The 20,342-nt window shown below is 59.9% G+C and carries 17 protein-coding genes; 5 read left to right on the top strand and 12 right to left on the bottom strand.

Features of this window, described 5'->3' with window-relative positions:
- Entirely contained in the window at positions 1-3,102 is a 3,102-nt protein-coding gene (locus ACA079_RS26820) for a multidrug efflux RND transporter permease subunit (protein WP_497701534.1), read from the bottom strand.
- Positions 3,099-4,259 carry an efflux RND transporter periplasmic adaptor subunit gene (locus ACA079_RS26815; RefSeq protein ID WP_497701533.1) on the bottom strand — a complete coding sequence of 387 codons (1,161 nt, stop codon included), beginning with the start codon at positions 4,257-4,259 and terminating at the stop codon, positions 3,099-3,101. The genes ACA079_RS26820 and ACA079_RS26815 overlap by 4 nt, the downstream gene beginning before the upstream one ends.
- A gap of 701 nt (positions 4,260-4,960) precedes the next feature.
- Between ACA079_RS26815 and ACA079_RS26810 the strand changes: the two genes are divergently transcribed.
- Positions 4,961-5,218 (top strand): hypothetical protein, encoded by a 258-nt coding sequence (locus tag ACA079_RS26810; protein ID WP_008147542.1) that lies wholly within the window; start codon positions 4,961-4,963, stop codon positions 5,216-5,218.
- Positions 5,219-5,364: 146 nt separating this feature from the next.
- On the opposite strand, the gene ACA079_RS26805 is transcribed toward ACA079_RS26810, so the two are convergent.
- The 5 genes from ACA079_RS26805 to norR form a co-directional block, all read right to left on the bottom strand.
- Positions 5,365-6,114, bottom strand: coding sequence for a YkgJ family cysteine cluster protein (locus ACA079_RS26805; RefSeq protein ID WP_497701532.1), 750 nt, complete (start codon positions 6,112-6,114; stop codon positions 5,365-5,367).
- 83 nt (positions 6,115-6,197) lie between these two features.
- Positions 6,198-6,524 carry a hypothetical protein gene (locus tag ACA079_RS26800; protein ID WP_497701531.1) on the bottom strand — a complete coding sequence of 109 codons (327 nt, stop codon included), beginning with the start codon at positions 6,522-6,524 and terminating at the stop codon, positions 6,198-6,200.
- Positions 6,525-6,566: 42 nt separating this feature from the next.
- Positions 6,567-7,025, bottom strand: coding sequence for a GNAT family N-acetyltransferase (locus tag ACA079_RS26795; RefSeq protein ID WP_497701530.1), 459 nt, complete (start codon positions 7,023-7,025; stop codon positions 6,567-6,569).
- Positions 7,026-7,052: 27 nt separating this feature from the next.
- Positions 7,053-7,955, bottom strand: a complete 903-nt coding sequence (locus tag ACA079_RS26790; RefSeq protein ID WP_008147551.1) for a chemotaxis protein CheV — start codon at positions 7,953-7,955, stop codon at positions 7,053-7,055.
- Between the two features lie 189 nt (positions 7,956-8,144).
- A complete protein-coding gene (gene norR, locus ACA079_RS26785; RefSeq protein WP_497701529.1) occupies positions 8,145-9,695 on the bottom strand; it encodes a nitric oxide reductase transcriptional regulator NorR in 1,551 nt (516 codons plus the stop codon).
- Between the two features lie 156 nt (positions 9,696-9,851).
- Between norR and hmpA the strand changes: the two genes are divergently transcribed.
- Positions 9,852-11,033: an NO-inducible flavohemoprotein gene (hmpA, locus tag ACA079_RS26780; RefSeq protein ID WP_497701528.1), complete on the top strand. Its 1,182-nt coding sequence runs from the start codon at positions 9,852-9,854 to the stop codon at positions 11,031-11,033.
- A gap of 94 nt (positions 11,034-11,127) precedes the next feature.
- On the opposite strand, the gene ACA079_RS26775 is transcribed toward hmpA, so the two are convergent.
- The 5 genes from ACA079_RS26775 to ACA079_RS26755 form a co-directional block, all read right to left on the bottom strand.
- Positions 11,128-11,784 carry a helix-turn-helix transcriptional regulator gene (locus ACA079_RS26775; protein ID WP_497701527.1) on the bottom strand — a complete coding sequence of 219 codons (657 nt, stop codon included), beginning with the start codon at positions 11,782-11,784 and terminating at the stop codon, positions 11,128-11,130.
- Positions 11,785-11,876: 92 nt separating this feature from the next.
- Positions 11,877-13,004 carry an NAD(P)/FAD-dependent oxidoreductase gene (locus ACA079_RS26770; RefSeq protein ID WP_497701526.1) on the bottom strand — a complete coding sequence of 376 codons (1,128 nt, stop codon included), beginning with the start codon at positions 13,002-13,004 and terminating at the stop codon, positions 11,877-11,879.
- Between the two features lie 168 nt (positions 13,005-13,172).
- Positions 13,173-14,120, bottom strand: coding sequence for an ornithine cyclodeaminase family protein (locus tag ACA079_RS26765; protein ID WP_497701525.1), 948 nt, complete (start codon positions 14,118-14,120; stop codon positions 13,173-13,175).
- Positions 14,121-14,246: 126 nt separating this feature from the next.
- Positions 14,247-15,734 carry an ATP-dependent RNA helicase RhlB gene (gene rhlB / locus ACA079_RS26760; RefSeq protein WP_497701524.1) on the bottom strand — a complete coding sequence of 496 codons (1,488 nt, stop codon included), beginning with the start codon at positions 15,732-15,734 and terminating at the stop codon, positions 14,247-14,249.
- Positions 15,735-15,832: 98 nt separating this feature from the next.
- Positions 15,833-16,489 (bottom strand): alpha/beta hydrolase, encoded by a 657-nt coding sequence (locus tag ACA079_RS26755; RefSeq protein WP_461999769.1) that lies wholly within the window; start codon positions 16,487-16,489, stop codon positions 15,833-15,835.
- Positions 16,490-16,956: 467 nt separating this feature from the next.
- On the opposite strand from ACA079_RS26755, the gene ACA079_RS26750 reads away from it, so the two are divergent.
- From ACA079_RS26750 to ACA079_RS26740, 3 genes are all read left to right on the top strand, one after another.
- Positions 16,957-17,985: an amino acid ABC transporter substrate-binding protein gene (locus tag ACA079_RS26750; protein WP_123365710.1), complete on the top strand. Its 1,029-nt coding sequence runs from the start codon at positions 16,957-16,959 to the stop codon at positions 17,983-17,985.
- A 65-nt stretch (positions 17,986-18,050) separates the two neighbouring features.
- Positions 18,051-19,232 carry an amino acid ABC transporter permease gene (locus tag ACA079_RS26745; RefSeq protein ID WP_415771261.1) on the top strand — a complete coding sequence of 394 codons (1,182 nt, stop codon included), beginning with the start codon at positions 18,051-18,053 and terminating at the stop codon, positions 19,230-19,232.
- Between the two features lie 10 nt (positions 19,233-19,242).
- Positions 19,243-20,340, top strand: a complete 1,098-nt coding sequence (locus tag ACA079_RS26740) for an amino acid ABC transporter permease (protein ID WP_497701523.1) — start codon at positions 19,243-19,245, stop codon at positions 20,338-20,340.
- The last annotated feature ends 2 nt before the right edge of the window (positions 20,341-20,342 follow it).

Raw genomic sequence — 20,342 nt, 5'->3', positions numbered from 1 at the left:
TCAGTCTGTGGTCGCCAGCGCGGGCAACGCTGCTGGTTTTGGCCGATGGAATAGCCGCTCAAGCCACAAGTATATGACCGGCGTGGTGAACAGCGTCAGCGCCTGGCTCACCAGCAAGCCGCCGACCACCGCGATCCCCAATGGCTGGCGCAGTTCGGCGCCGGTGCCGTAGCCGAGCATCAATGGCAACGCGCCGAGCAGGGCGGCGAGGGTGGTCATGATGATTGGCCGGAACCGCGTGATACAGGCCTGGTAGATCGCTTCTTCCGGCGGCAGCCCGCCTTTGCGCTGCGCTTCGAGGGCGAAGTCGATCATCAGGATGCCGTTCTTCTTCACGATCCCGATCAGCAAAACCAGCCCGATCAGCGCCATGATCGAAAAGTCCTGCCCGCAAATCCACAACATGATCACCGCGCCGAGACCCGCCGACGGCAGCGTCGAGATGATGGTCAGCGGATGGACGAAGCTCTCGTACAGCACGCCGAGAATGATGTACACCGCGACCAGCGCCGCCAGGATCAGCCACGGTTGGCTGGCCAGTGAACTCTGGAACGCCTGGGCCGCGCCCTGGAAGTTGCCGCTCATGGCGGCCGGCATGCCGATGTCAGCCTTGGCCTGGTTGAGCATGATCACCGCATCGCCCAACGCCACACCAGGCGCCAGGTTGAACGACAGGTTGGCAGCCGGGAACATGCCATCATGGGCGATGGACAGCGGGCCGACCGTCGGCGCATCGAATTTCGCCAGGGCCGACAGTGGCACCATTTCCCCGCTCAGGGGCGAGCGCAGGTAGAAATAGTTGAGGCTTTCGGCCTTGCCGCGCTGCTTGGTGTCCAGCTCCAGAATCACGTTGTACTGGTTGATCTGAGTCTGGAATTCGTTGATCTGCCGCTGGCCGAAGGCGTCGTACAGCGCTTCATCGACATCGCTGGCAGTCAGGCCGAAACGCGCGGCGGCGCTGCGGTCGATGCTGATGTGGGTGATGCTGCCGCCCAGTTGCAGGTCGTTGGAAATGTCGCGGAACGCCGGGTTGGCGCGCAGTTTTTCCGTGAGGCGCTGGGTCCAGGTGCTGAGGGTCGCGCCGTCGTTGCTCTTGAGCACGTATTGGTACTGCGCGCGGCTCGGGCCGGAGCTGAGGTTGATGTCCTGGCCGGCGCGCAGGTACAGCACGATGCCCGGGACTTTCATCAGTTGCGGACGAATCCGGTCAATGAACTGGCTGGCGGAGACGTCGCGGTCGCCGCGCTTTTTCAGGGAGATCCAGAAGCGACCGTTGGCGATGGTCTGGTTGCTGCCCGAGACACCCACGGAGTGGGAAAACGCCGCGACTGCCGGATCCGCCGCGACGATTTCGGCCATCGCCAGATGTTTTTTCACCATGTCGCCGTAGGAAATGTCGGCGGCAGCTTCGGTGGTGCCGAGGACAAACCCGGTGTCCTGCACCGGGAAGAAGCCCTTGGGGATAAAGATGTAGCCGGCGATGGCCAGACCGAGGGACAGGCAGAACACGCCAATCATCAGCTTCTGGTGGGCGAGGGCGCGCCGCAGAAGTTTTTCATAGCCTGCCAGCAAGCGTTCGCCAAACGTGGGTTTGCTATGGGCGTGATGCACCGGCGCGCGCATGAACAGCGCGGCAAGCGTCGGCGCCAATGTCAGTGAGACCACCACCGAAATCATGATCGTCGAAGTGGCGGTCAGGGCGAATTCCTTGAACAGTCGCCCGACCACGCCGCCCATGAACAGCAACGGAATAAACGCCGCCACCAGCGAAAAGCTGATGGAGACCACGGTGAAACCAATCTCGCCGGCACCTTTGATCGCCGCCTCGCGCATGCCGTCGCCAGCCTCCAGGTGACGGTGAATGTTCTCCACCACCACAATCGCATCGTCGACCACAAACCCCACGGCCACCACGATCGCCACCAGCGTCAGGTTGTTCAGGCTGAAACCCATGATGTACATCAGGGCGAAACTGGCGATCAGCGAAACACCCAACACGGCGGACACGATCAGGGTCGCCGACCATTGGCGCAGGAACAGCGCCATCACCGCCACCACCAGCATGATCGCGATCAGCAGGGTGACTTCCACTTCGTGCAGCGAGGCGCGGATGGTCTGGGTGCGGTCGACCAGCACTTTGACCTGCACTGACGCCGGCAGCATGGCTTCGAGGCCGGGCAGGGCGGCCTGAATGCGATCCACGGTTTCAACGATGTTGGCGCCCGGTTGCCGGGAAATCACCAGGTTCACCCCAGGCTTGTCACCGGCCCAGGCTTGCACGTAGGCATCTTCCGAACCGTTGACGACTTTGGCGACATCCTTGAGGTGAACCGGGGCGCCGTCCTTGTAGGAAACGATGAGTTGGCTGTACTCCTCAGGGTGGAACAACTGGTCGTTGGTCGACAGCGTCGAAATGCTCGACTCGCCATACAACGCACCTTTGGCCAGGTTGAGGCTGGTGTTCTGGATCGCCAGACGAATGTCCGCCAGCGTCAGGCCGATGGCCGCGAGTTTGTCGGCCGAGGCCTGTACGCGGATCGCCGGACGTTGCTGACCGGTGATGTTGATTTGGCCTACACCGTCGATCTGACTGATCTGACGGGAGAGCAAGGTTTCCACCAAGTCGCTGAGTTCGGTGCCGGGCATTTGGGTCGAGTTGACGCTGAGGATCAGTACCGGGCTGTCGGCCGGGTTGACCTTCCGCCACGTCGGCAAGGTCGGCATGTCTTTCGGTAGTTTGCCGGCGGCGGTGTTGATCGCGGCCTGCACTTCCTGAGCAGCGGTGTCGATGCTTTTGTCGAGGGTGAATTGCAGGGTCAGGTTGGTCGAGCCCAAGGCGCTACTCGACGTCATCTGAGTCACGCCGGGGATGGCGCTGAATTGCACTTCAAGCGGCGTGGCCACCGACGAAGCCATGGTTTCCGGGCTGGCGCCGGGCAATTGCGCAGCGACCTGGATGGTCGGAAATTCGGCTTCCGGCAACGGCGCGATGGGCAGGCGCGGGAAGGCGATGACACCGAGCAGCACCAGCGCAAAGGTCAGCAGAATCGTCGCAACCGGATGGTCGATGCACCAAGCAGAGACCGAGCCATGGCCCTTCATGGTTTCGGCTCCGATTGCACCACTTGCGGCGGCTCGGTCAGCACCTGCACGGTCGAGCCGGGTTTGAGCCGCGACTGGCCGTCGCTGACCAGCACGTCGCCCGGTTTAACGCCTTTGATGATGTCCTGACCACTGCCTTGATAGACCATTTGTACGGTGACGGTTTCGACCTTGTCGCCGTTGACCCGGTACACGAAATGTTGATCGAGACCGCGTTGTACGACCGTGGGCGGCACCACCAGCGCATCTTTATCCAGCGCTGTCTGAATTTTTACCGTCACCAGCAGACCCGGCCAGAGTTTCTGCCCGGCGTTGTTGAATTCAGCCTTGGCGCGAATGGTCCCGGTGTTGGCGTTGATCTGGTTGTCGATCAGGGTCAGGTGCCCTTCGCCCAGCAGGTTGCCGGTTTCGCCATCGGTGTCGGCGCCGATGTAGGCCTTCACTTGTGCACGTTGTGGATCGCCGATCAGGCCTTGCAGGGTGGGCAGCATTTGCTGTGGCAGGGAGAACTCCACGGCGATCGGGTCGATCTGGGTCACCGTGAACAGGCCTTGAGCGTCGGTCATGCGCAGGAAGTTGCCTTCGTCCACCGTGCGAATACCGACGCGACCGGTCACCGGGGAGCGAATCTGTGTGTAGGAGAGCTGCACTTGAGCGGCGTCGATCGAGGCCTGGTTACCTTGGGCGGTGGCTTTGAGTTGGTTGACCAACGCCTGTTGCTGGTCATAAGTCTGTTTGGATACGCCGTCGTCCACGCTCAGTAGCTTGTAGCGTTTTAGGTTGACCATGGCGACTTGCAGTTGCGCCTGGCTTTCGCCGAGTTGCGCCCGGGCCTGATCGAGGCTGGCGCGGATCGAGCGGTCGTCGATGGTGGCGAGCAGGTCGCCTTTGTTCACCAGTTGGCCTTCCTTGACCAGGATTTTGGTGAGGATGCCGTCGATTTGCGGGCGCACTACCACGCTGTGCAGGGACAGCACCGAGCCGATGCCGCTGACGTAGCGGGGGACGTCTTTTTCGACGACGTTCACTACCCGAACGGGGATCGCAGAGGGCGCGGTCAGTTTGGTGGTAGTGGGCTTGATGGCGTACCACAGGCCCAGCGCTGCCAGAACGATCAGAAGGGCTGCGAGCAGGGCGGGTTTTTTCTGAATTCGCATGCGAGTGGGGCGCCGGGGCTGGGTGGTCGGAGTTTTTTCAGATTTATACCTTCCTTTATAAACCTGTTCGCCGGTCAGGAAGGTGACTGCTAACTGACGGCGCTGTCAGTTTGGGCTTGGTGGGCCGTGATCTTTTGACCTTGGCGGCCTGACAGCCGGCCAGTCTCTTTCAGGTGTACATATCCATTCCTGCGGTTATGGCCACTTATGGTTTCGCTCTTACAGCGACTCCCTTTGGCAAACGCCCCAAAGGAAGCAAAGGTCTTCGCCCCGAGCGTCCGGCCCCTCGCTTAGGCTCGGCGTTCCTTTGCTCCGGTATCCATCCGGGGACACTGCCCTCCGGTCTGCTGCGCGACGACCTACATGCAGCGTGTTCGACTGCGTCGAACGGCGCTGCGCGCCACTCCCCGGATGAACACCTCCACTCAGCCTCCCGAAGGGGCGGGTGGATCAAGATCAAGAGCTGCAGGCGAGCTAACGCTCGGCCTGTTGAGTGGTGGAGGGCGGCGGATGTACGTCGAATCCTTGTAGGAGCGAGCGATGCGGCGACCCGACTTGCCCGCGAAGGCGTCAGGTCAGTCAATACAAAACCCGACGGACTCGCTTGCTGCTTGAAGCTTGCGGCTCCCGACACAGGTATACTGCCGTCCTTTCGCGGCTCGCTGACCGGGCCCGACTCTATTGCATCACCCGGAGCTTTCATGACTTCCCCGACACAACCGCCGGTTGCCGACGCTTTGAGCGACGACCAGGCAGACCTGCCAGACAGCGTCGACTCCAGCGCAGACAGCGAAACCAAAGCCGAGATCCCGGCGTTCAAGTTCCCGTTCAAGCCGGGCGACCTGGCCGCAGCGAAGAACGCCAGCCAGCCCTGGTACAAGAACGGCGCCAAGAACGGTCATACCAAGACCCCGGGCGCAGCGCCTCCCGGTACTCGTCGTTCGATGGGTAAGCGCTGAGTTTTAAACTCTGTAGTGCCTGATCTATTGCCTTCGCGAGCAAGCTCGGCTCCTACAGTTGATCTCTGTGAGATACAGATTTTAAATCCACTGTAGGAGCCGAGCTTGCTCGCGAAGGGGCCATCAAAGGCCATACACCCTCTGGATCAAGCCGCCCGCAACGAAATAAACGCATAGTTCACTGGCGTATCCGTCGCCACTTGCGCACCCGCCGCCTGCACTTGCCCGGCAATGTCCTCGCCCGACACATGAAACAACCAGTCAGCGCCTGACTCAGCCAATGGCTGCGCGGCAACATGGTCGATGACCCTCGCAAACGCAGTCATGTCCGGCAGATAAGCGGTAAACCCATCACCCTTCAACGCTGTAGTCCGAATCCCCAACAGCGCGCAAATCGCCTCCTTGGTTCGAATGTCATCGCGATCGGCCTGACGTGAGCGCTGGATTAATCCGACCAGTTCCTGATCCACCAATTCACCACCCACAATCAGATCCGGTCCCGTTTCCCACGACTCGGGCGGACATTCCTTTGCAGCAGTGTTCAGGGGAATGTGCGGATTGATTTCCATCGGGTAGATGCGGCACACCAGCGGCCGACGTTCGTAGATGCGGCAGAGGTTGTCTTCGTCAAGATTCCGGCAAGGACCGACGTTGTAGGCGGCAAAGGTGATGGCTATGTATGCCTCGGATGCGCCGCTTTGAACCCGCACAGAACGGCGTTCGGCGTGTTCGCGTTGCTGCACTGGCAGGCCCAGGCCATTGCCCAGGAAACCTTCCACCAACACGATCACCTGACCGCCATCGGCCGCCCACATCCGGGCTTCGGTCAAGGTCAGGGGCACGTGGTGGTCATTGCAGCATTTGCCACAGCCTACGCAGGAAAACGTCGTATTCATTGAGCGTTTAGTCGCCTATCAGGGCATGAAACGGCGACAGAATGCCGCCGCAAAGGCCACTGTCGAAGCAAGTTATGCGCCAGTCACTGCGCCTTGGCGGTTGGGCGGATGGAGTCCCATTCGGTGACGTAAGCGGTTTTGCTTTTCTTGTTGTAGAGACACAGTTCGGTGCCTTGCTGGCCTTTCATGTGTTTTTGCGGGTATTGGCCTTGCAACAGCAGTGCGGTGTAGCCAACCCGGTCATCGAACTGCGCGGCGTTGCCCACGGGTTTGGCATTCGTCAAGCCGCTGGCCTTGGTGCAACTGGCGAGCACGGCTTTGTCATAGGCGGCCCAGGCGTCGGGGCTGGAAGCGTGAGCCTGGGAGGCGAGAGCGGTGAGGCAGAGGAGGGTCAGGGTCGAGGCTTTCATGTTCGGCATCCTTGGGCGGGTATTGACCAAGGTCTGAGTATGTCAGGCTGGAACAGGTTCCCGGCGGACCACGCGCATCCCGGCGCTTTCATACAAACGCTGCGCCCGAAGGTTGTCTTCCAGCACCTTCAGATCCACAAAACCTTCGCGTCGTTGCTGAAACACTTTGAAAGCATGCAGTAACAATGCACGGCCCAAACCCCGCCCTTGAGCCCGCGGATGCACCACCAGGTTCTTGATATAGGCGCTGGTCCAGCACTGGCACACGCCGACAATACCTTCGGCATCCAGAGCGATGAAGCACAGGCTCGGATCGTATTCAGGATCGGTTTCAAAACGCTGTTGCCAGACATCCAGTGCCGGCACGCGACCGCCACCTTGTTGATAACCCAGTTCCATCAAACGATGAACGGCCTCTGCCAGTTCGGGGCGGTATTCGCTGAGGACAATTCCCTGAGGCCAAGTGATCGCAGGCACAACTTCAGCGAGGTTGCGCCGCATTAGAAAGCAGAATTCCTCGGCCAAGACTCAATGACCTTGTTCAGCGACAGCCTTGGCCGCTTCGATCAGGCACTTGGTCAGTTCTGGCGAGGAGAACTTGGTCAACACCGCGTTCGCGCCGGCAAGACGGGCCTTTTCACTGTTCATCGCGCTGTCCAAAGAGGTGTGGAGCAATACATAGAGATGCGAGAAGTCCGGGGTTTCGCGCAAGGTGCGGGTGAAGGCGTAGCCGTCCATCTCCGACATTTCGATGTCCGAGACGATCAGGTTGATCTGCTGGGCCGTGCCTTGCAGGTCCAGCAGGCAGTCGATGGCTTCCTTGGCGCTGCGGGCGGTATGGCATTGCAGGCCGAGGTTGCGCAGGGTGTGCACCGATTGCTGCAACGCCACCTGGCTGTCATCGACCACCAGGATCCGTGCGTTGCCGAGTACTTCGGCGTCTTCCATGCTCAGTTCGGTCGGGGCCGTTTCGATCTGTGCCGGGGCGATGCCATGGATCACTTTTTCGATGTCCAGCACCTGTACCAACGTGCCGTCGACCGAGGTCACGCCAGTGATGTACGAACGCACGCCGCCAGAGCCAAAGGGCGGCGGACGGATGTCGGTGGTCAGGCAGTGGACGATCTTGCTCACGGCTTGAACGTGCAAACCCTGCTTGGAGCGGCTGACGTCAGTGACGATCAGGCAGCCACCGTTCGGGTCTTCCAGCGGTCGTTCGCCGATGGCACGGCTGAGGTCGATCACCGACAACGAGGCACCGCGCAGGGTGGCGATGCCTTTGACGTGGGGATGCGACTCCGGCAGCTTGGTCAGCGGCGGGCAGGGAATGATTTCACTGACTTTCAGCAGGTTGATCGCCATCAGCTTGCCGCTGCGCAAGGTAAACAGCAGAAGCGAAAGTGAATCTGCGCGGGCTTTGTTGGAAGACATAAAAACCTTCTGTGGAAAAAGGTGATGGGCGACCGCGAGGATCGCCAACAGCTATCGATGCCGGGTTATCGACTTGTTGCGGGCAGGCTTTAGCAATTCGGGTGAATGGTATGACGCCTTCGCGAGCAAGCTCGCTCCCACATTGGAATGCATTCCCCTGTGGGAGCGAGCTTGCTCGCGATGGGGCCTTCACTTCATGCCCAATCGTTTGGCCATTCTTCCAAGATTCGCCCGATCCAAGCCTAGCTCACGCGCCGCGCTCGCCCAATTGTTATGGTGCCGTTCCAGACAGGCGTTGATCAGTCGACGCTGATAATCCTCGGTCGCCGCCCGCAAGTCTCCCGAGACCAAAGCAGCAGGGCTGGCAGGGACTGGCTCGGTTGCAAGCTCAACGCTGCCATTGGGCAAATCCAGATCCGCCGCGCTCAAGCTGAGAATCTTCGGCCGCTCCTTGCAGTTACCCAGCGCTTTCAAGGCGCTGCGGCCAATCAAGTGCTCCAGCTCTCGCACATTTCCTGGCCATGCATACGCCAGCAATGCAGCTTGGGCATCGCTGTTCAGGCGCAGGCTGTTGAGGCCCATGCGTGAACGGTTCTGCTCGAGGAAATAGCCGCTGAGCAGCAGCACATCCCGCCCACGATCACGCAATGCTGGCACCAGCAACGGATAAACGCTTAGGCGGTGATAAAAGTCGGCACGGTAACGGCCGCTGCGCACTTCTTCTGCCAGGTCGCGGTTGGTCGCGGCGATCAGGCGTACGTCCACCTGATGTTCTTTATCCGACCCCAATCGCTGCAATTGACCGCTTTGCAGGACTCGCAGCAATTTGGCCTGGACGGTCAGGGACAGCTCACCGACTTCATCGAGAAACAGCGTGCCGCCATTGGCCAGTTCAAACTTGCCGCGTCGATCGTTCATCGCGCCGGTGAAGGCGCCGCGGACGTGGCCGAACAATTCGCTCTCCACCAGCGTGTCCGGCAACGCGGCGCAGTTGAGGCTGATGATCGGCTTGTCGGCCCGGGGCGATGCGGCGTGGATGGCTTGGGCGACCAGTTCCTTGCCGACCCCGGTTTCGCCGGTGATCAGCACGGTCAGATCGCTGCCGCCCACCAGATTGATTTCTTCCACCAGCCGTTTGTGGGCCTTGCTCTGGCCAATCATCTCGCGGTTCTGCTGGCCGCTGGCTTGTCGGTAAACCTCGGCACGTTGATGTTCGTCTTCGACACGATTGGCCAGGCGTTCGATGCGCTCGGCGGCGTTGACCGTGGCAGCGGCGAGGCTGGCGAAGGCTTCCAGGGCGTCCAGTTCGATCGGTTCGAAGCGCTCCGGATCGAGTGCGTCGAGGGTCAGCAAGCCCCACGGACGTTCGTCGATAAACAGCGGGCAGCCCATGCAGTCGTGGACTTCCAGATGATCGTCGAGGCCATCGACCAGGCCGTCGTAAGGGTCGGGCAATTCGCTGTCGGCGGCGAAACGAGTCGGGCCGGGGCTGCTGAGCAGCGCTTCGAAACGCGGGTGTTCGCTGACTTTAAAGCGTCGGCCGAGGGTGTCGGTGCTCAACCCGTCGACGGCCAGTGGCACCAGCCATTCGCCATCAAGGCGCAGCAGGGCGGCGGCATCGCACGGGAGCAAGGCGCGCATGGCTTCAAGCAAGCGTCGATAACGCTCGCCTTCGGGGAGTTCGCGGGACAGGTCGGCGACCAGTGGCAGCAGGGTGGTTAGCAAGCCTTTTGCAGTCATAGTGACTCCATGTAGTCGGTATGACTATAAGTCAGTGTGTGTCGATATGACTATAAAGAATTTAAAGTATTGATTTATAAGGTTTTATTTTCTGGCATGGAAACTGATGGGTATAAGGCAATCAGTTAGTAATCCAAGTAGATCAGGAGTCGCCTTATGCTTAGCGTTCAAGACCGTGCAATCGTCAAATCCACCGTGCCCTTGCTGGAAAGCGGTGGCGAAGCATTGATCACTCATTTCTACCGCATGATGCTGTCCGAGTACCCGGAAGTCCGCCCGCTGTTCAACCAGGCTCACCAGGCTAGCGGTGATCAGCCGCGCGCTTTGGCCAATGGTGTCTTGATGTATGCGCGACACATCGACCAGCTCGACCAGTTGGGCGACCTGGTGGCCAAGATCATCAACAAGCACGTGGCCCTGCAAATCCTCCCGGAACATTACCCTATTGTCGGCGCCTGCCTGCTGCGAGCCATCTCCGAAGTGCTGGGCGACGAGATCGCCACACCTGAAGTGATGGCTGCCTGGGGGGCTGCTTACGGTCAATTGGCCGACATCCTGATCGGCGCCGAAACCAGCATCTACGACCAGAAGGAGCAGGCACCCGGCGGCTGGCGCGGGGCGCGGGAATTCATCGTAGTGGCCAAGGTCGAGGAAAGCGCGGAAATCACCTCGTTCTACTTCGAACCGGCCGACAAAGGCCCGATTCTGGCGGCAGAACCCGGCCAGTACATCGGCATGAAACTGATTCTTGATGGCGAAGAGATTCGTCGTAACTATTCGCTGTCGGCCCTGGCCAACAAGGGCCAATACCGGATCAGCGTCAAACGTGAAACCGGTGGCCGCGCCTCCAACCATCTTCACGATCAATTGCATGTGGGCTCCAGCATCCAGCTGTTCCCGCCATCGGGTGAATTCACTCTGACCGAAAGCGACAAACCGTTGGTGCTGATCAGCGGCGGCGTCGGCATCACTCCGACGTTGGCGATGCTCGAAGCGGCGCTGGCGACCGAACGGCCGGTGCACTTTATCCACTGTGCGCGTAACGGTAGCGTTCATGCTTTCCGCGACTGGATCGATGGCTTGGCCGAGCGTCATCCGCAACTCAAGCGCTTTTATTGCTACGACGAAGATGATGGCGTGAGCCCGGCGGCGGACAAGGTTGGGTTGTTGAGCCAGGAGCAACTGGGCGAGTGGTTGCCGCAGCAGCGCGATCTGGACGCCTACTTCCTCGGACCTAAAGGCTTCATGGCGGCGGTCAAGCGTCACCTGAAAGCGTTGGGTGTGCCGGAGAAGCAAAGCCGTTACGAATTCTTCGGGCCGGCTTCGGCGCTGGAATAACCGCTGATCCTGTAGGAGCACGGCTTGCCGGCGAAGGCGATCTTGAGGACGCCTTCGCCGGCAAGCCGTGCTCCTACGAGTGCGTGTCGGTCTTTCAGCCCTTCAATTCCTTCAAATGTTTGTACACCGTTGCCCGCCCCATGTTCAGCACGTTCGCCACATAGTTGGAGGCGCTTTTGCCTTTGAAGGCGCCCTCGGCGTGCAGCGCCAGCACCAGTTCGCGTTTATGGTCACGGGTCAGCAGGTTCAGGCTCAGCTGACGTTCGCGCAGCCAGGTGTGGAGGAAGGTGTTGATGCGCTCCTGCCAGTCATCGCGAAACAGCGAGTCCGGTTGCGGAATCAACTTGCTCGGCGACAGGAACAGGTCCAGCGCGGCCTTGGCATTTTCGAACAACGAAATATTCAGATTGATGCACAGCATCGCCAGCGGGTGACCTTCGCTGTCGAGCAACACGCTGCTCAGGCTGCGAATCTTCTGGCCATCCCAATTGAGCTTTTCGTACGGCCCGATGTTTCGTTCGCTGATATCGTCGCTGAGCATGTCCTCCAGCGCCGAGTCGTCACCGATTTCCCGTTTGGACAGGTTGTTGGCGATGTAGTCGACCTTCTGTGTGCGCAGATCGTGCAGCACCACCTCGGCGTGAGGAAAGAACAACGTGGCGATGGCATCGGCGATCGCGCGGAAGTTGTCCAGCGGCGAGCTCTTCAATGCAGAGTCATCACCGGCCGGTTCTTGTTCTTGGGCGTTCATAAAGTGGAGCTCCAGACAGCATCAGCGCCCCGTCAAAAAAGGGCGCTGGAAGTTTGCCGCAATCGTGTCGACACGTCACCTGCGTCCGAAAGTCAGCCCAGTCGCGAAGGGGAGAGCATCTGGGTGTTCAGGCCGAAGCGAGTCAGTTGCTCGGGCAAGGCTTCACCGCGTACCAGTGCAGCGCTGGCCTGGCCCATGGCCGGCGAGGTCTGGATGCCATAACCGCCTTGTGCCGCTACCCAGAATAACCCCGGTACCTGCGGATCGAAACCGGACAGCAAATCACCGTCGCTCACGAAACTGCGCAAACCGGCCCAGGTGCGGGTCGGACGGCGGATGGTCAGGGTAGTGGCTTCTTCGATCTGGTAGATGCCCATTGCGATGTCCAGCTCTTCAGGCTGCACGTCGTGCGGTTCCACCGGGTCGGCGTTGGCTGGCGAGCCGAGGAACATTCCGGCGTCGGGTTTCATGTAGAAGGATTCGTCGAGGCTGACCAGCATTGGCCAATGGTGGATGTCCACGCCCTCGGGGCCGGCGAAGATGAACGCCGCACGGCGCTTGGGTTGCAGGCCCAGTGGTTTGGCACCGGCGAGCTCGCCGATTTTGTCGGCCCACGCGCCTGCCGCGTTGATGATGATCGGGGCGCTGAAGGTTTGACCGTTGGTTTGCACGTGCCACACACCTTCGGCGTCACGGGTCAGGCTCATGACTTCGCTGTCGGTATGAACTTCGCCTTTATTGCGTCGGATACCGCGCAGGTAGCCCTGGTGCAAGGCATCGGTGTCGATGTCGCTGGCGGTCGGGTCGTAAATCGCACCATGGACTTTGTCCCGGCGCAGGATCGGCAGGCGCACGCAGGCCTCGTCGGCGCTGAGCAGCTGCATCTCCGGCACCGTGGCTTTGGCGCTCAGGTATTGATTGTTCAGCTCGGCCGGGTCGCCGGTGAAGTCCACGGTCATCTCGCCACGCGAGGTCAGCAGCGGGTGTTCGCAGAAACCGGCCGGCGGCGCGTCGAAGAAGTCGCGGCTGGCTTGGGTCAGCGCCCGAACCTGCGGTGTGCCGTATGCGGCGGTGAACAGTGCGGCTGAACGTCCGGTGGAGTGGTAAGCCGGATGGGACTCGCGTTCGAGCACGATCACTCGGGCGTGCTGCGACAACCAGAAACCGGTGGAAGCGCCGGCAATCCCGCCGCCGATGATGATGAAATCTGCCTGGCTCATGAACGTCTCCTGATGGGGCGTAAATGCCGAAATTGTAGAGATCCCCCTGTGGGACTGTAGGAGCTGTCGAGTGAAACGAGGCTGCGATCTTTTGACTCTGCTTTTAAAGGCAAGATCAAAAGATCGCAGCCTCGTTTCACTCGACAGCTCCTACACAGGGACGTGGTGTTAGTGCTGTAGGCGGTAAAGGGCATTCGCCAGTGCAATGTCTTCCAGGCCCAGACCGATGGAGCGGAAGAACACATGGCGGTCGTAGTTGGGGCGCTGGACTTTTTCGCTGAGCAGATCGGGCAGGTCGCCGATGATCGCGCCCTTGTTCCAGCCATGTTGCTCACCGGCAATCAGCATCTCGCCGGCCGAGCCCGGGGTGGTCAGACGATAATCGCAGAATACCTGCATGTCATTGAGGCTCTGCGGCGGCACTTCGTGGGCACGCGGTGCGTTGGTGCTGATGGAGGTGATCAGCGCCGGTTTGCTCAAGCTTGAAGGGTCGATCACCGGACCTGCGGACGAGGTGCAGAGCATGATCACGTCGGCGTCTTGAACCGCTGCTTCACGACTGTCGACGATGGTCAGCCGTGGATCGAGACTTTGGAGCTGTGCCAATACTTCGGGATTCTTGTCGCTCAGGCTCGGTGAGTAGAGGCTGATGCTCTGCCATTCGCGCAAACCTTTGACGTAATGCAAGTGCGCCTGGGCGACCTTGCCGCTGCCGATGATCGCGAGACGTTGGGCCTTCAACGGGGCTAGGGCGTCGACAGCCACTGCGGTTGTTGCAGCGGTGCGTGCCGTGGTCAGTTCACCGGCATCGCAGAGCAGCAACGGCTGGCCGGTCTGCATCGACATCAGCAGCGTCCAGGCGGTCACCAGCGGGCCTTGTTCACGCACGATGTACGGCGAGGTCTTGACCCCGTAAACACCGTCTTCGGCCAACACGCCCAGGTAGTTGATGAAGTCGCCAGCGCCCTGTGGAAACTCCACTAGCTGCTGCGCCGGTTGCACAGCTTGCCCGGCGGCCAGGTCGCGGAACAGTTTGCGCAGGATCTGCGGCACGTCGACCTGCGCCAGCAACTCGCTGGCCTGAGCTTGGGTGATCACGTAAGGCGTACTGGACATGGTCGGCTCCGGGAGCTGGAAGTAAACTAATTTGTCCATTATGGACTTTTAGTTGTCTTGATCAATGTCCGGACGAAAAAAAAGCGCAGTCCGTTTCCGGCTGCGCCTCTTTTAGTGCGACCCGCGTTACGGGCGCTTGCGCTCAACCGCCCGCAACAGATGCGTCGGTGGCGTTTCACAGCTGATCTTGCGACCCAGCAGCGCCTCGATGGACGGTAGCTGGTAGGAGTCGTCTTCCCCGGCAAAACTGATGGACACGCCCTCGGCGCCAGCACGACCGGTACGGCCGATGCGGTGCACGTAATCGTCCGGGACTTCCGGCAGGGTGAAGTTGATCACGTGGCTGATGCCGTCGATGTGAATGCCGCGACCGGCCACATCGGTGGCAACCAGGACGCGGATCTTGCCTTCGCGGAAACCTTCCAGGGTCTTGATGCGCTTGTGCTGCGGCACGTCGCCGGACAGTTGCGCGGCGTTGACGCCGTCACGCACCAGACGTTCTTCGATGCGTCGCACTTCATCCTTGCGGTTGGCAAACACCATCACCCGCTCCCAACCGTTGTCGTTGACCAGGTTGTAGAGCAGTTTGTATTTGTCGGCACCGGCGACGGCGTAGATGTGTTGCTCGACGTTTTCGCTGGCCACGTTCTGCGACTCGATCTCGACGATCGACGGGTCGGTGGTCCATTGCTTGGCCAGGTTCATCACGTCTTCGGTGAAGGTCGCGGAGAACAGCAGCGTCTGGCGCTCGTTTTTCGGCGGGGTCTGGCGAATGATCTGACGCACTTGTGGGATGAAACCCATGTCGAGCATCCGGTCGGCTTCGTCCAGGACCATGACTTCGACCATGTCCAGGTGCACGTCGCCGCGCTGGTTGAAATCCAGCAGACGGCCCGGGGTGGCCACGAGGATGTCGCAATGACGAGCTTCGAGGTTTTTGAGCTGCTTGTCGAAGTCCATGCCGCCGACAAACGTCATGACGTTGAGGCCGGTGTATTTGGTCAGGTCGGCTGCGTCCTTGGCAATCTGCACCACCAGTTCACGGGTCGGTGCAATGATCAGCGCCCGCGGCTCGCCCATATAACGCTCTTTCGGCGGCGGGGTTTCCAACAACTGGGTGATGATCGAAATCAGGAACGCTGCAGTTTTGCCGGTGCCAGTCTGGGCGCGGCCAATGGCATCTTTGCCGGCCAGGGTGAAGCCGAGGACTTGTGCCTGGATCGGCGTGCAATACGGGAAGCCCAGGTCCTGGATGGCGTGCATCAGTTCGGGGGCGAGTTTGAAATCGTGAAAACGGGTTTTGCCTTCCAGGGGTTCGACGGCGAAGTCTTCAAGTTTCCAGGGGATAACCGGTGCTTTTGGTTTCGGTTCGCGACGCGGTCGGGCAGGTTTCGCAGCTTCGCTGCTCGGTTCTTCAGAGGCCTGGGCCTCAACGGGTTGGACGGCCGGTGTGGTCATCGGCTCGTGCTTCGGTACCGCTACGGCTGCGGTCCGGCCAGACTGATTACCGTCGGTGCGGTGGCTGGGATGGTGAGACGGAGCGCTGGAGACTGGCGCGAGCTGCTCAGTCTCGCTTTTACCGAACATTTTCTTGAGTGCTTTGAGCACGGTCATCTCATCAATTGATTAAGGAATATACGCCGGCCAGTGTAATGCAAGAATCGGGCGCGGCGTAGTGGGATGGATCAATGGGCTGCTTTTCACATAAACAGTTAACGCAAGCGCTCGGCGAGCCAGACACCAATGTCGCGAATCTCCTCGGGTAACACTTCGTGGCCCATTGGGTATTCCTGCCATGTCACGGTGACACCATGCTGCTTTAAATACTCGTAGGCGGTGCGGCCCATGGAGTTTTGAACGACGTCATCGTACTGGCCGTGTAAAGACAGTACGGGAATGCGCTGCTGGCTGGCGGAAAGCTCCAGTTCATCGCTGAAGGTCGGTGCATAGGTCGAGAGGGCAAGTACGCCACCCAGCGGTCCCTGCCATTTCAGAAACGCGGTGTGTAACGCCACCGCGCCACCTTGGGAAAAACCTGCCAGGAATATCCGCGAGGCGTCTATTCCGACGGCGCGCTCCACTTCGATCAAATTGACGATCCTCTGCGCCGACTCTTCCAGCTGCTCGCGGTTGATCGCGCGCGCAGGGCTCATGGCCAATATGTCGTACCAGCTCGGCATCTCGTAACCACCATTGATGGTCACGGCGCAGGTCGGTGCCTGGGGCAGAACGAAGCGGGTGGTCAGCAGGCTTTCCTGCAACGCCTCGGCCACCGGCAAGAAGTCATAGCGATCGGCGCCCAGGCCGTGCAGCCAGATAACGCAGGCGTCTGCGGGCTTGACGGGCTGAAGAATCAAGGGCTCGGTCATGGTTGCTCCAAATTTGTGCAGGCGCTCTCATTGAGTGCGAGGTCTGAGGGCGTGCCTGGTTGATCAGTTAATAAGATGTCGCAAGGCTACAAGTTTTGCTATTGACCTGTCGCGCAATCGCTTCGGCGAGCGGTCTGGTACGGGCTTTGCTATGGGGAAACGGTGCAACCCATCTCGCGCCTTGCGGTAACACTATCAGTGTACTGCTGGCGGTGGGATAGCAAAGAATCCGGTGATGGATGTTCGCCAGTGGCCGCTACGGGCTTCGCGAACGTGAAAGGGCTACAGCCCGTTCGGCCGATTGGTGAGAAGTGAGTTGTCCATGATGTGGATTTTCTCCTACTAGACTCATAGCGCAGGTCTTACGTCGGTTGACCCCAAAAAAAGCCAACACGGGTCAACAACGCCTCATAAGGGTGCGACTGGACTCAAGCTCCGACACAACAAGAGCAAAACTGGAGGTTTGAATGAAGATGTTGAAATCCACCCTGGCTATCGTGACTGCAGCCGCAGTACTCGGTGTCAGTGGGTTCGCTCAGGCGGGTGCAACCCTGGATGCAGTGCAGAAGAAAGGTTTCGTACAGTGCGGTGTAAGTGACGGTCTGCCGGGTTTCTCGGTTCCGGACTCCACTGGCAAGATCATCGGTATCGATGCTGACGTCTGCCGCGCTGTGGCCGCTGCCGTTTTCGGCGATGCGACCAAGGTCAAATTCAGCCAGTTGAACGCCAAAGAGCGTTTCACCGCGCTGCAGTCCGGCGAAATCGACGTGCTGTCGCGTAACACCACCTGGACCAGCTCCCGCGATTCGGGCATGGGTCTGGTGTTTGCTGGCGTGACGTACTACGACGGCATCGGCTTCCTGGTGAACAACAAGCTGGGCGTGAAGAGCGCTAAAGAGCTCGACGGCGCCACCATCTGCATTCAAGCCGGTACCACGACCGAGCTGAACGTTTCCGACTACTTCCGCGGTAACGGTCTGAAATACACCCCGATCACCTTCGACACCTCCGATGAAAGCGCCAAGTCGCTGGAATCCGGTCGTTGCGACGTGCTGACTTCCGACAAATCCCAGCTCTACGCACAACGCAGCAAGCTGGCGACCCCGACCGACTACGTCGTTCTGCCGGAAACCATCTCCAAGGAGCCTCTGGGCCCGGTCGTGCGTAAAGGCGACGAAGAGTGGTTCAGCATCGTCAAGTGGACCCTGTTCGCGATGCTCAACGCTGAAGAAATGGGCATCACCCAGAAAAACGTTGAAGCTGAAGCCAAAGCCACCAAGAACCCGGACGTTGCTCGTCTGCTGGGCGCTGACGGTGAATACGGCAAAGACCTGAAAGTGAAGAAAGACTGGGTCGTGCAGATCGTCAAGCAAGTGGGCAACTACGGTGAAGTGTTCGAGAAAAACCTCGGCAAAGGCACTCCACTGGCCATCGACCGCGGGCTGAACGCTCTGTGGAACAACGGCGGCATTCAATACGCACCACCAGTGCGCTGATGGTTCTATCACCCGGTGGGCCAACCACCGGGTGATGTTCTGTTCCATTATTTGCGGGGCACTTCATGCAAAATTCAATCGGCGCACCAAAGCAGAGGCTCAGCCTCAGCGATCCAAAAGTGCGTGCGTGGCTATTTCAGATCATCACCATTGTGGCGGTGGTCTCGATGGGCTGGTATCTGTTCGATAACACACAGACCAACCTTCAACACCGGGGCATTACCTCCGGCTTCAGCTTTCTGGAGCGCAGTGCCGGTTTCGGCATCGCTCAACACCTGATCGACTACACCGAATCGGACAGCTATGCCCGGGTGTTTGTCATCGGCCTGCTCAACACGCTGCTGGTGACCTTCATCGGCGTGATCCTGGCGACGATCCTCGGGTTCATCGTTGGTGTGTCACGGCTGTCGAAGAACTGGATCATTGCCAAGCTGGCGACGGTGTATGTAGAGGTTTTCCGTAACATTCCGCCGCTGCTGCAAATCCTGTTCTGGTACTTCGCGGTGTTCCTGACCATGCCGGGGCCACGCAACAGCCATAACTTCGGCGACACCTTCTTCGTCAGCAGCCGCGGCCTGAACATGCCGGCCGCGTTGACGGCGGACGGTTTCTGGCCGTTCGTGGTCAGCATCGTCGTGGCCATTGTCGCCATCGTGCTGATGAGCCGCTGGGCGACAAAACGCTTCGAAGCGACCGGCGTACCGTTCCACAAGTTCTGGGTCGGTCTGGCGCTGTTCCTGGTGATCCCTGCGCTGTGCGCATTGATCTTCGGCGCGCCAGTGCACTGGGAAATGCCGAAGCTGCAAGGCTTCAACTTTGTCGGTGGCTGGGTGCTGATCCCGGAACTGCTGGCGCTGACCCTGGCCCTGACGGTGTACACCGCGGCGTTTATCGCCGAGATCGTGCGTTCGGGCATCAAGTCGGTCAGCCACGGCCAGACGGAAGCGGCGCACTCGTTGGGATTGCGCAACGGTCCGACCCTGCGCAAGGTGATCATCCCGCAAGCCCTGCGCGTGATCATTCCACCGCTGACCAGCCAATACCTGAACCTGGCGAAGAACTCCTCGCTGGCGGCCGGTATCGGTTATCCGGAAATGGTCTCGTTGTTTGCCGGTACGGTGCTGAACCAGACCGGACAGGCGATCGAGGTGATTGCTATCACCATGAGCGTGTACCTGGCGATCAGTATCAGCATTTCCCTGCTGATGAACTGGTACAACAAGCGCATTGCGCTGATCGAGCGGTAAGGAAAAGCGCATGACGACTCATACTTTCAAGCCTGACATGCCGCCACCGAACAGAAGCATCGGTGTGGTGGCGTGGATGCGCGCGAACATGTTCTCCAGCTGGCTTAACACCTTGCTGACCCTGTTCGCGTTCTATCTGATTTACCTGGTGGTCCCGCCGATCCTGAGCTGGGCGATCCTCGATGCCAATTGGGTCGGCACCACGCGCGCCGACTGCACGAAGGAGGGCGCCTGCTGGGTGTTCATCCAACAGCGCTTCGGCCAGTTCATGTACGGCTACTACCCGACAGACCTGCGCTGGCGCGTGGACCTGACCGTGTGGTTGGCGGTCATTGGCGTGGCACCGTTGTTTATCTCGCGCTTTCACCGTAAAGCGGTGTACGGGCTGAGCTTCCTGGTGCTGTACCCGATCATTGCCTACTTCCTGTTGCATGGCGGGCTCTTCGGTCTGAGCACTGTGGCGACCAGCCAGTGGGGCGGGCTGATGCTGACCCTGGTGATCGCCACCGTCGGTATTGCCGGTGCATTGCCGCTGGGTATCGTCCTGGCGCTGGGCCGTCGTTCGAACATGCCGGCGATTCGCGTGGTCTGCGTGACCTTCATCGAATTCTGGCGCGGCGTGCCGTTGATCACGGTGCTGTTCATGTCCTCGGTGATGCTGCCGTTGTTCCTGCCTGAAGGCATGAACTTCGACAAATTGCTGCGGGCACTGATCGGCGTGATCCTGTTCCAGTCGGCCTACGTGGCCGAAGTGGTGCGTGGTGGTCTGCAAGCGATTCCCAAAGGTCAGTACGAAGCGGCTGCAGCGATGGGCCTCGGTTACTGGCGTAGCATGGGCCTGGTGATTCTGCCGCAAGCCCTGAAGCTGGTGATCCCTGGCATCGTCAACACCTTTATTGCGCTGTTCAAGGACACGAGCCTGGTGATCATCATCGGCCTGTTCGACTTGCTCAACAGCGTCAAACAAGCCGCCGCCGACCCGAAATGGTTGGGCATGGCCACCGAAGGCTATGTGTTCGCGGCCCTGGTGTTCTGGATTTTCTGTTTTGGTATGTCGCGCTATTCCATGCATCTGGAACGCAAGCTCGACACTGGCCACAAGCGTTAGGA

The sequence above is a fragment of the Pseudomonas sp. LBUM1645 genome, from assembly GCF_059716185.1.
Note: the sequence above shows the minus strand (reverse complement) of the source record. Positions and strands in the feature narration are given on the sequence as shown.

What these genes read in the sequence shown, in the direction of transcription:
- rhlB (WP_497701524.1), bottom strand. Translation starts at nt 15,734, where the DNA reads ATGACCGTGCTCAAAGCACTCAAGAAAATGTTCGGTAAAAGCGAGACT.
- ACA079_RS26810 (WP_008147542.1), top strand. Translation starts at nt 4,961, where the DNA reads ATGACTTCCCCGACACAACCGCCGGTTGCCGACGCTTTGAGCGACGAC.
- ACA079_RS26795 (WP_497701530.1), bottom strand. Translation starts at nt 7,025, where the DNA reads ATGCGGCGCAACCTCGCTGAAGTTGTGCCTGCGATCACTTGGCCTCAG.
- ACA079_RS26770 (WP_497701526.1), bottom strand. Translation starts at nt 13,004, where the DNA reads ATGAGCCAGGCAGATTTCATCATCATCGGCGGCGGGATTGCCGGCGCT.
- ACA079_RS26745 (WP_415771261.1), top strand. Translation starts at nt 18,051, where the DNA reads ATGCAAAATTCAATCGGCGCACCAAAGCAGAGGCTCAGCCTCAGCGAT.
- norR (WP_497701529.1), bottom strand. Translation starts at nt 9,695, where the DNA reads ATGACTGCAAAAGGCTTGCTAACCACCCTGCTGCCACTGGTCGCCGAC.
- ACA079_RS26750 (WP_123365710.1), top strand. Translation starts at nt 16,957, where the DNA reads ATGAAGATGTTGAAATCCACCCTGGCTATCGTGACTGCAGCCGCAGTA.
- ACA079_RS26755 (WP_461999769.1), bottom strand. Translation starts at nt 16,489, where the DNA reads ATGACCGAGCCCTTGATTCTTCAGCCCGTCAAGCCCGCAGACGCCTGC.
- ACA079_RS26740 (WP_497701523.1), top strand. Translation starts at nt 19,243, where the DNA reads ATGACGACTCATACTTTCAAGCCTGACATGCCGCCACCGAACAGAAGC.
- ACA079_RS26820 (WP_497701534.1), bottom strand. Translation starts at nt 3,102, where the DNA reads ATGAAGGGCCATGGCTCGGTCTCTGCTTGGTGCATCGACCATCCGGTT.
- ACA079_RS26805 (WP_497701532.1), bottom strand. Translation starts at nt 6,114, where the DNA reads ATGAATACGACGTTTTCCTGCGTAGGCTGTGGCAAATGCTGCAATGAC.
- ACA079_RS26765 (WP_497701525.1), bottom strand. Translation starts at nt 14,120, where the DNA reads ATGTCCAGTACGCCTTACGTGATCACCCAAGCTCAGGCCAGCGAGTTG.
- hmpA (WP_497701528.1), top strand. Translation starts at nt 9,852, where the DNA reads ATGCTTAGCGTTCAAGACCGTGCAATCGTCAAATCCACCGTGCCCTTG.
- ACA079_RS26775 (WP_497701527.1), bottom strand. Translation starts at nt 11,784, where the DNA reads ATGAACGCCCAAGAACAAGAACCGGCCGGTGATGACTCTGCATTGAAG.
- ACA079_RS26800 (WP_497701531.1), bottom strand. Translation starts at nt 6,524, where the DNA reads ATGAAAGCCTCGACCCTGACCCTCCTCTGCCTCACCGCTCTCGCCTCC.
- ACA079_RS26790 (WP_008147551.1), bottom strand. Translation starts at nt 7,955, where the DNA reads ATGTCTTCCAACAAAGCCCGCGCAGATTCACTTTCGCTTCTGCTGTTT.
- ACA079_RS26815 (WP_497701533.1), bottom strand. Translation starts at nt 4,259, where the DNA reads ATGCGAATTCAGAAAAAACCCGCCCTGCTCGCAGCCCTTCTGATCGTT.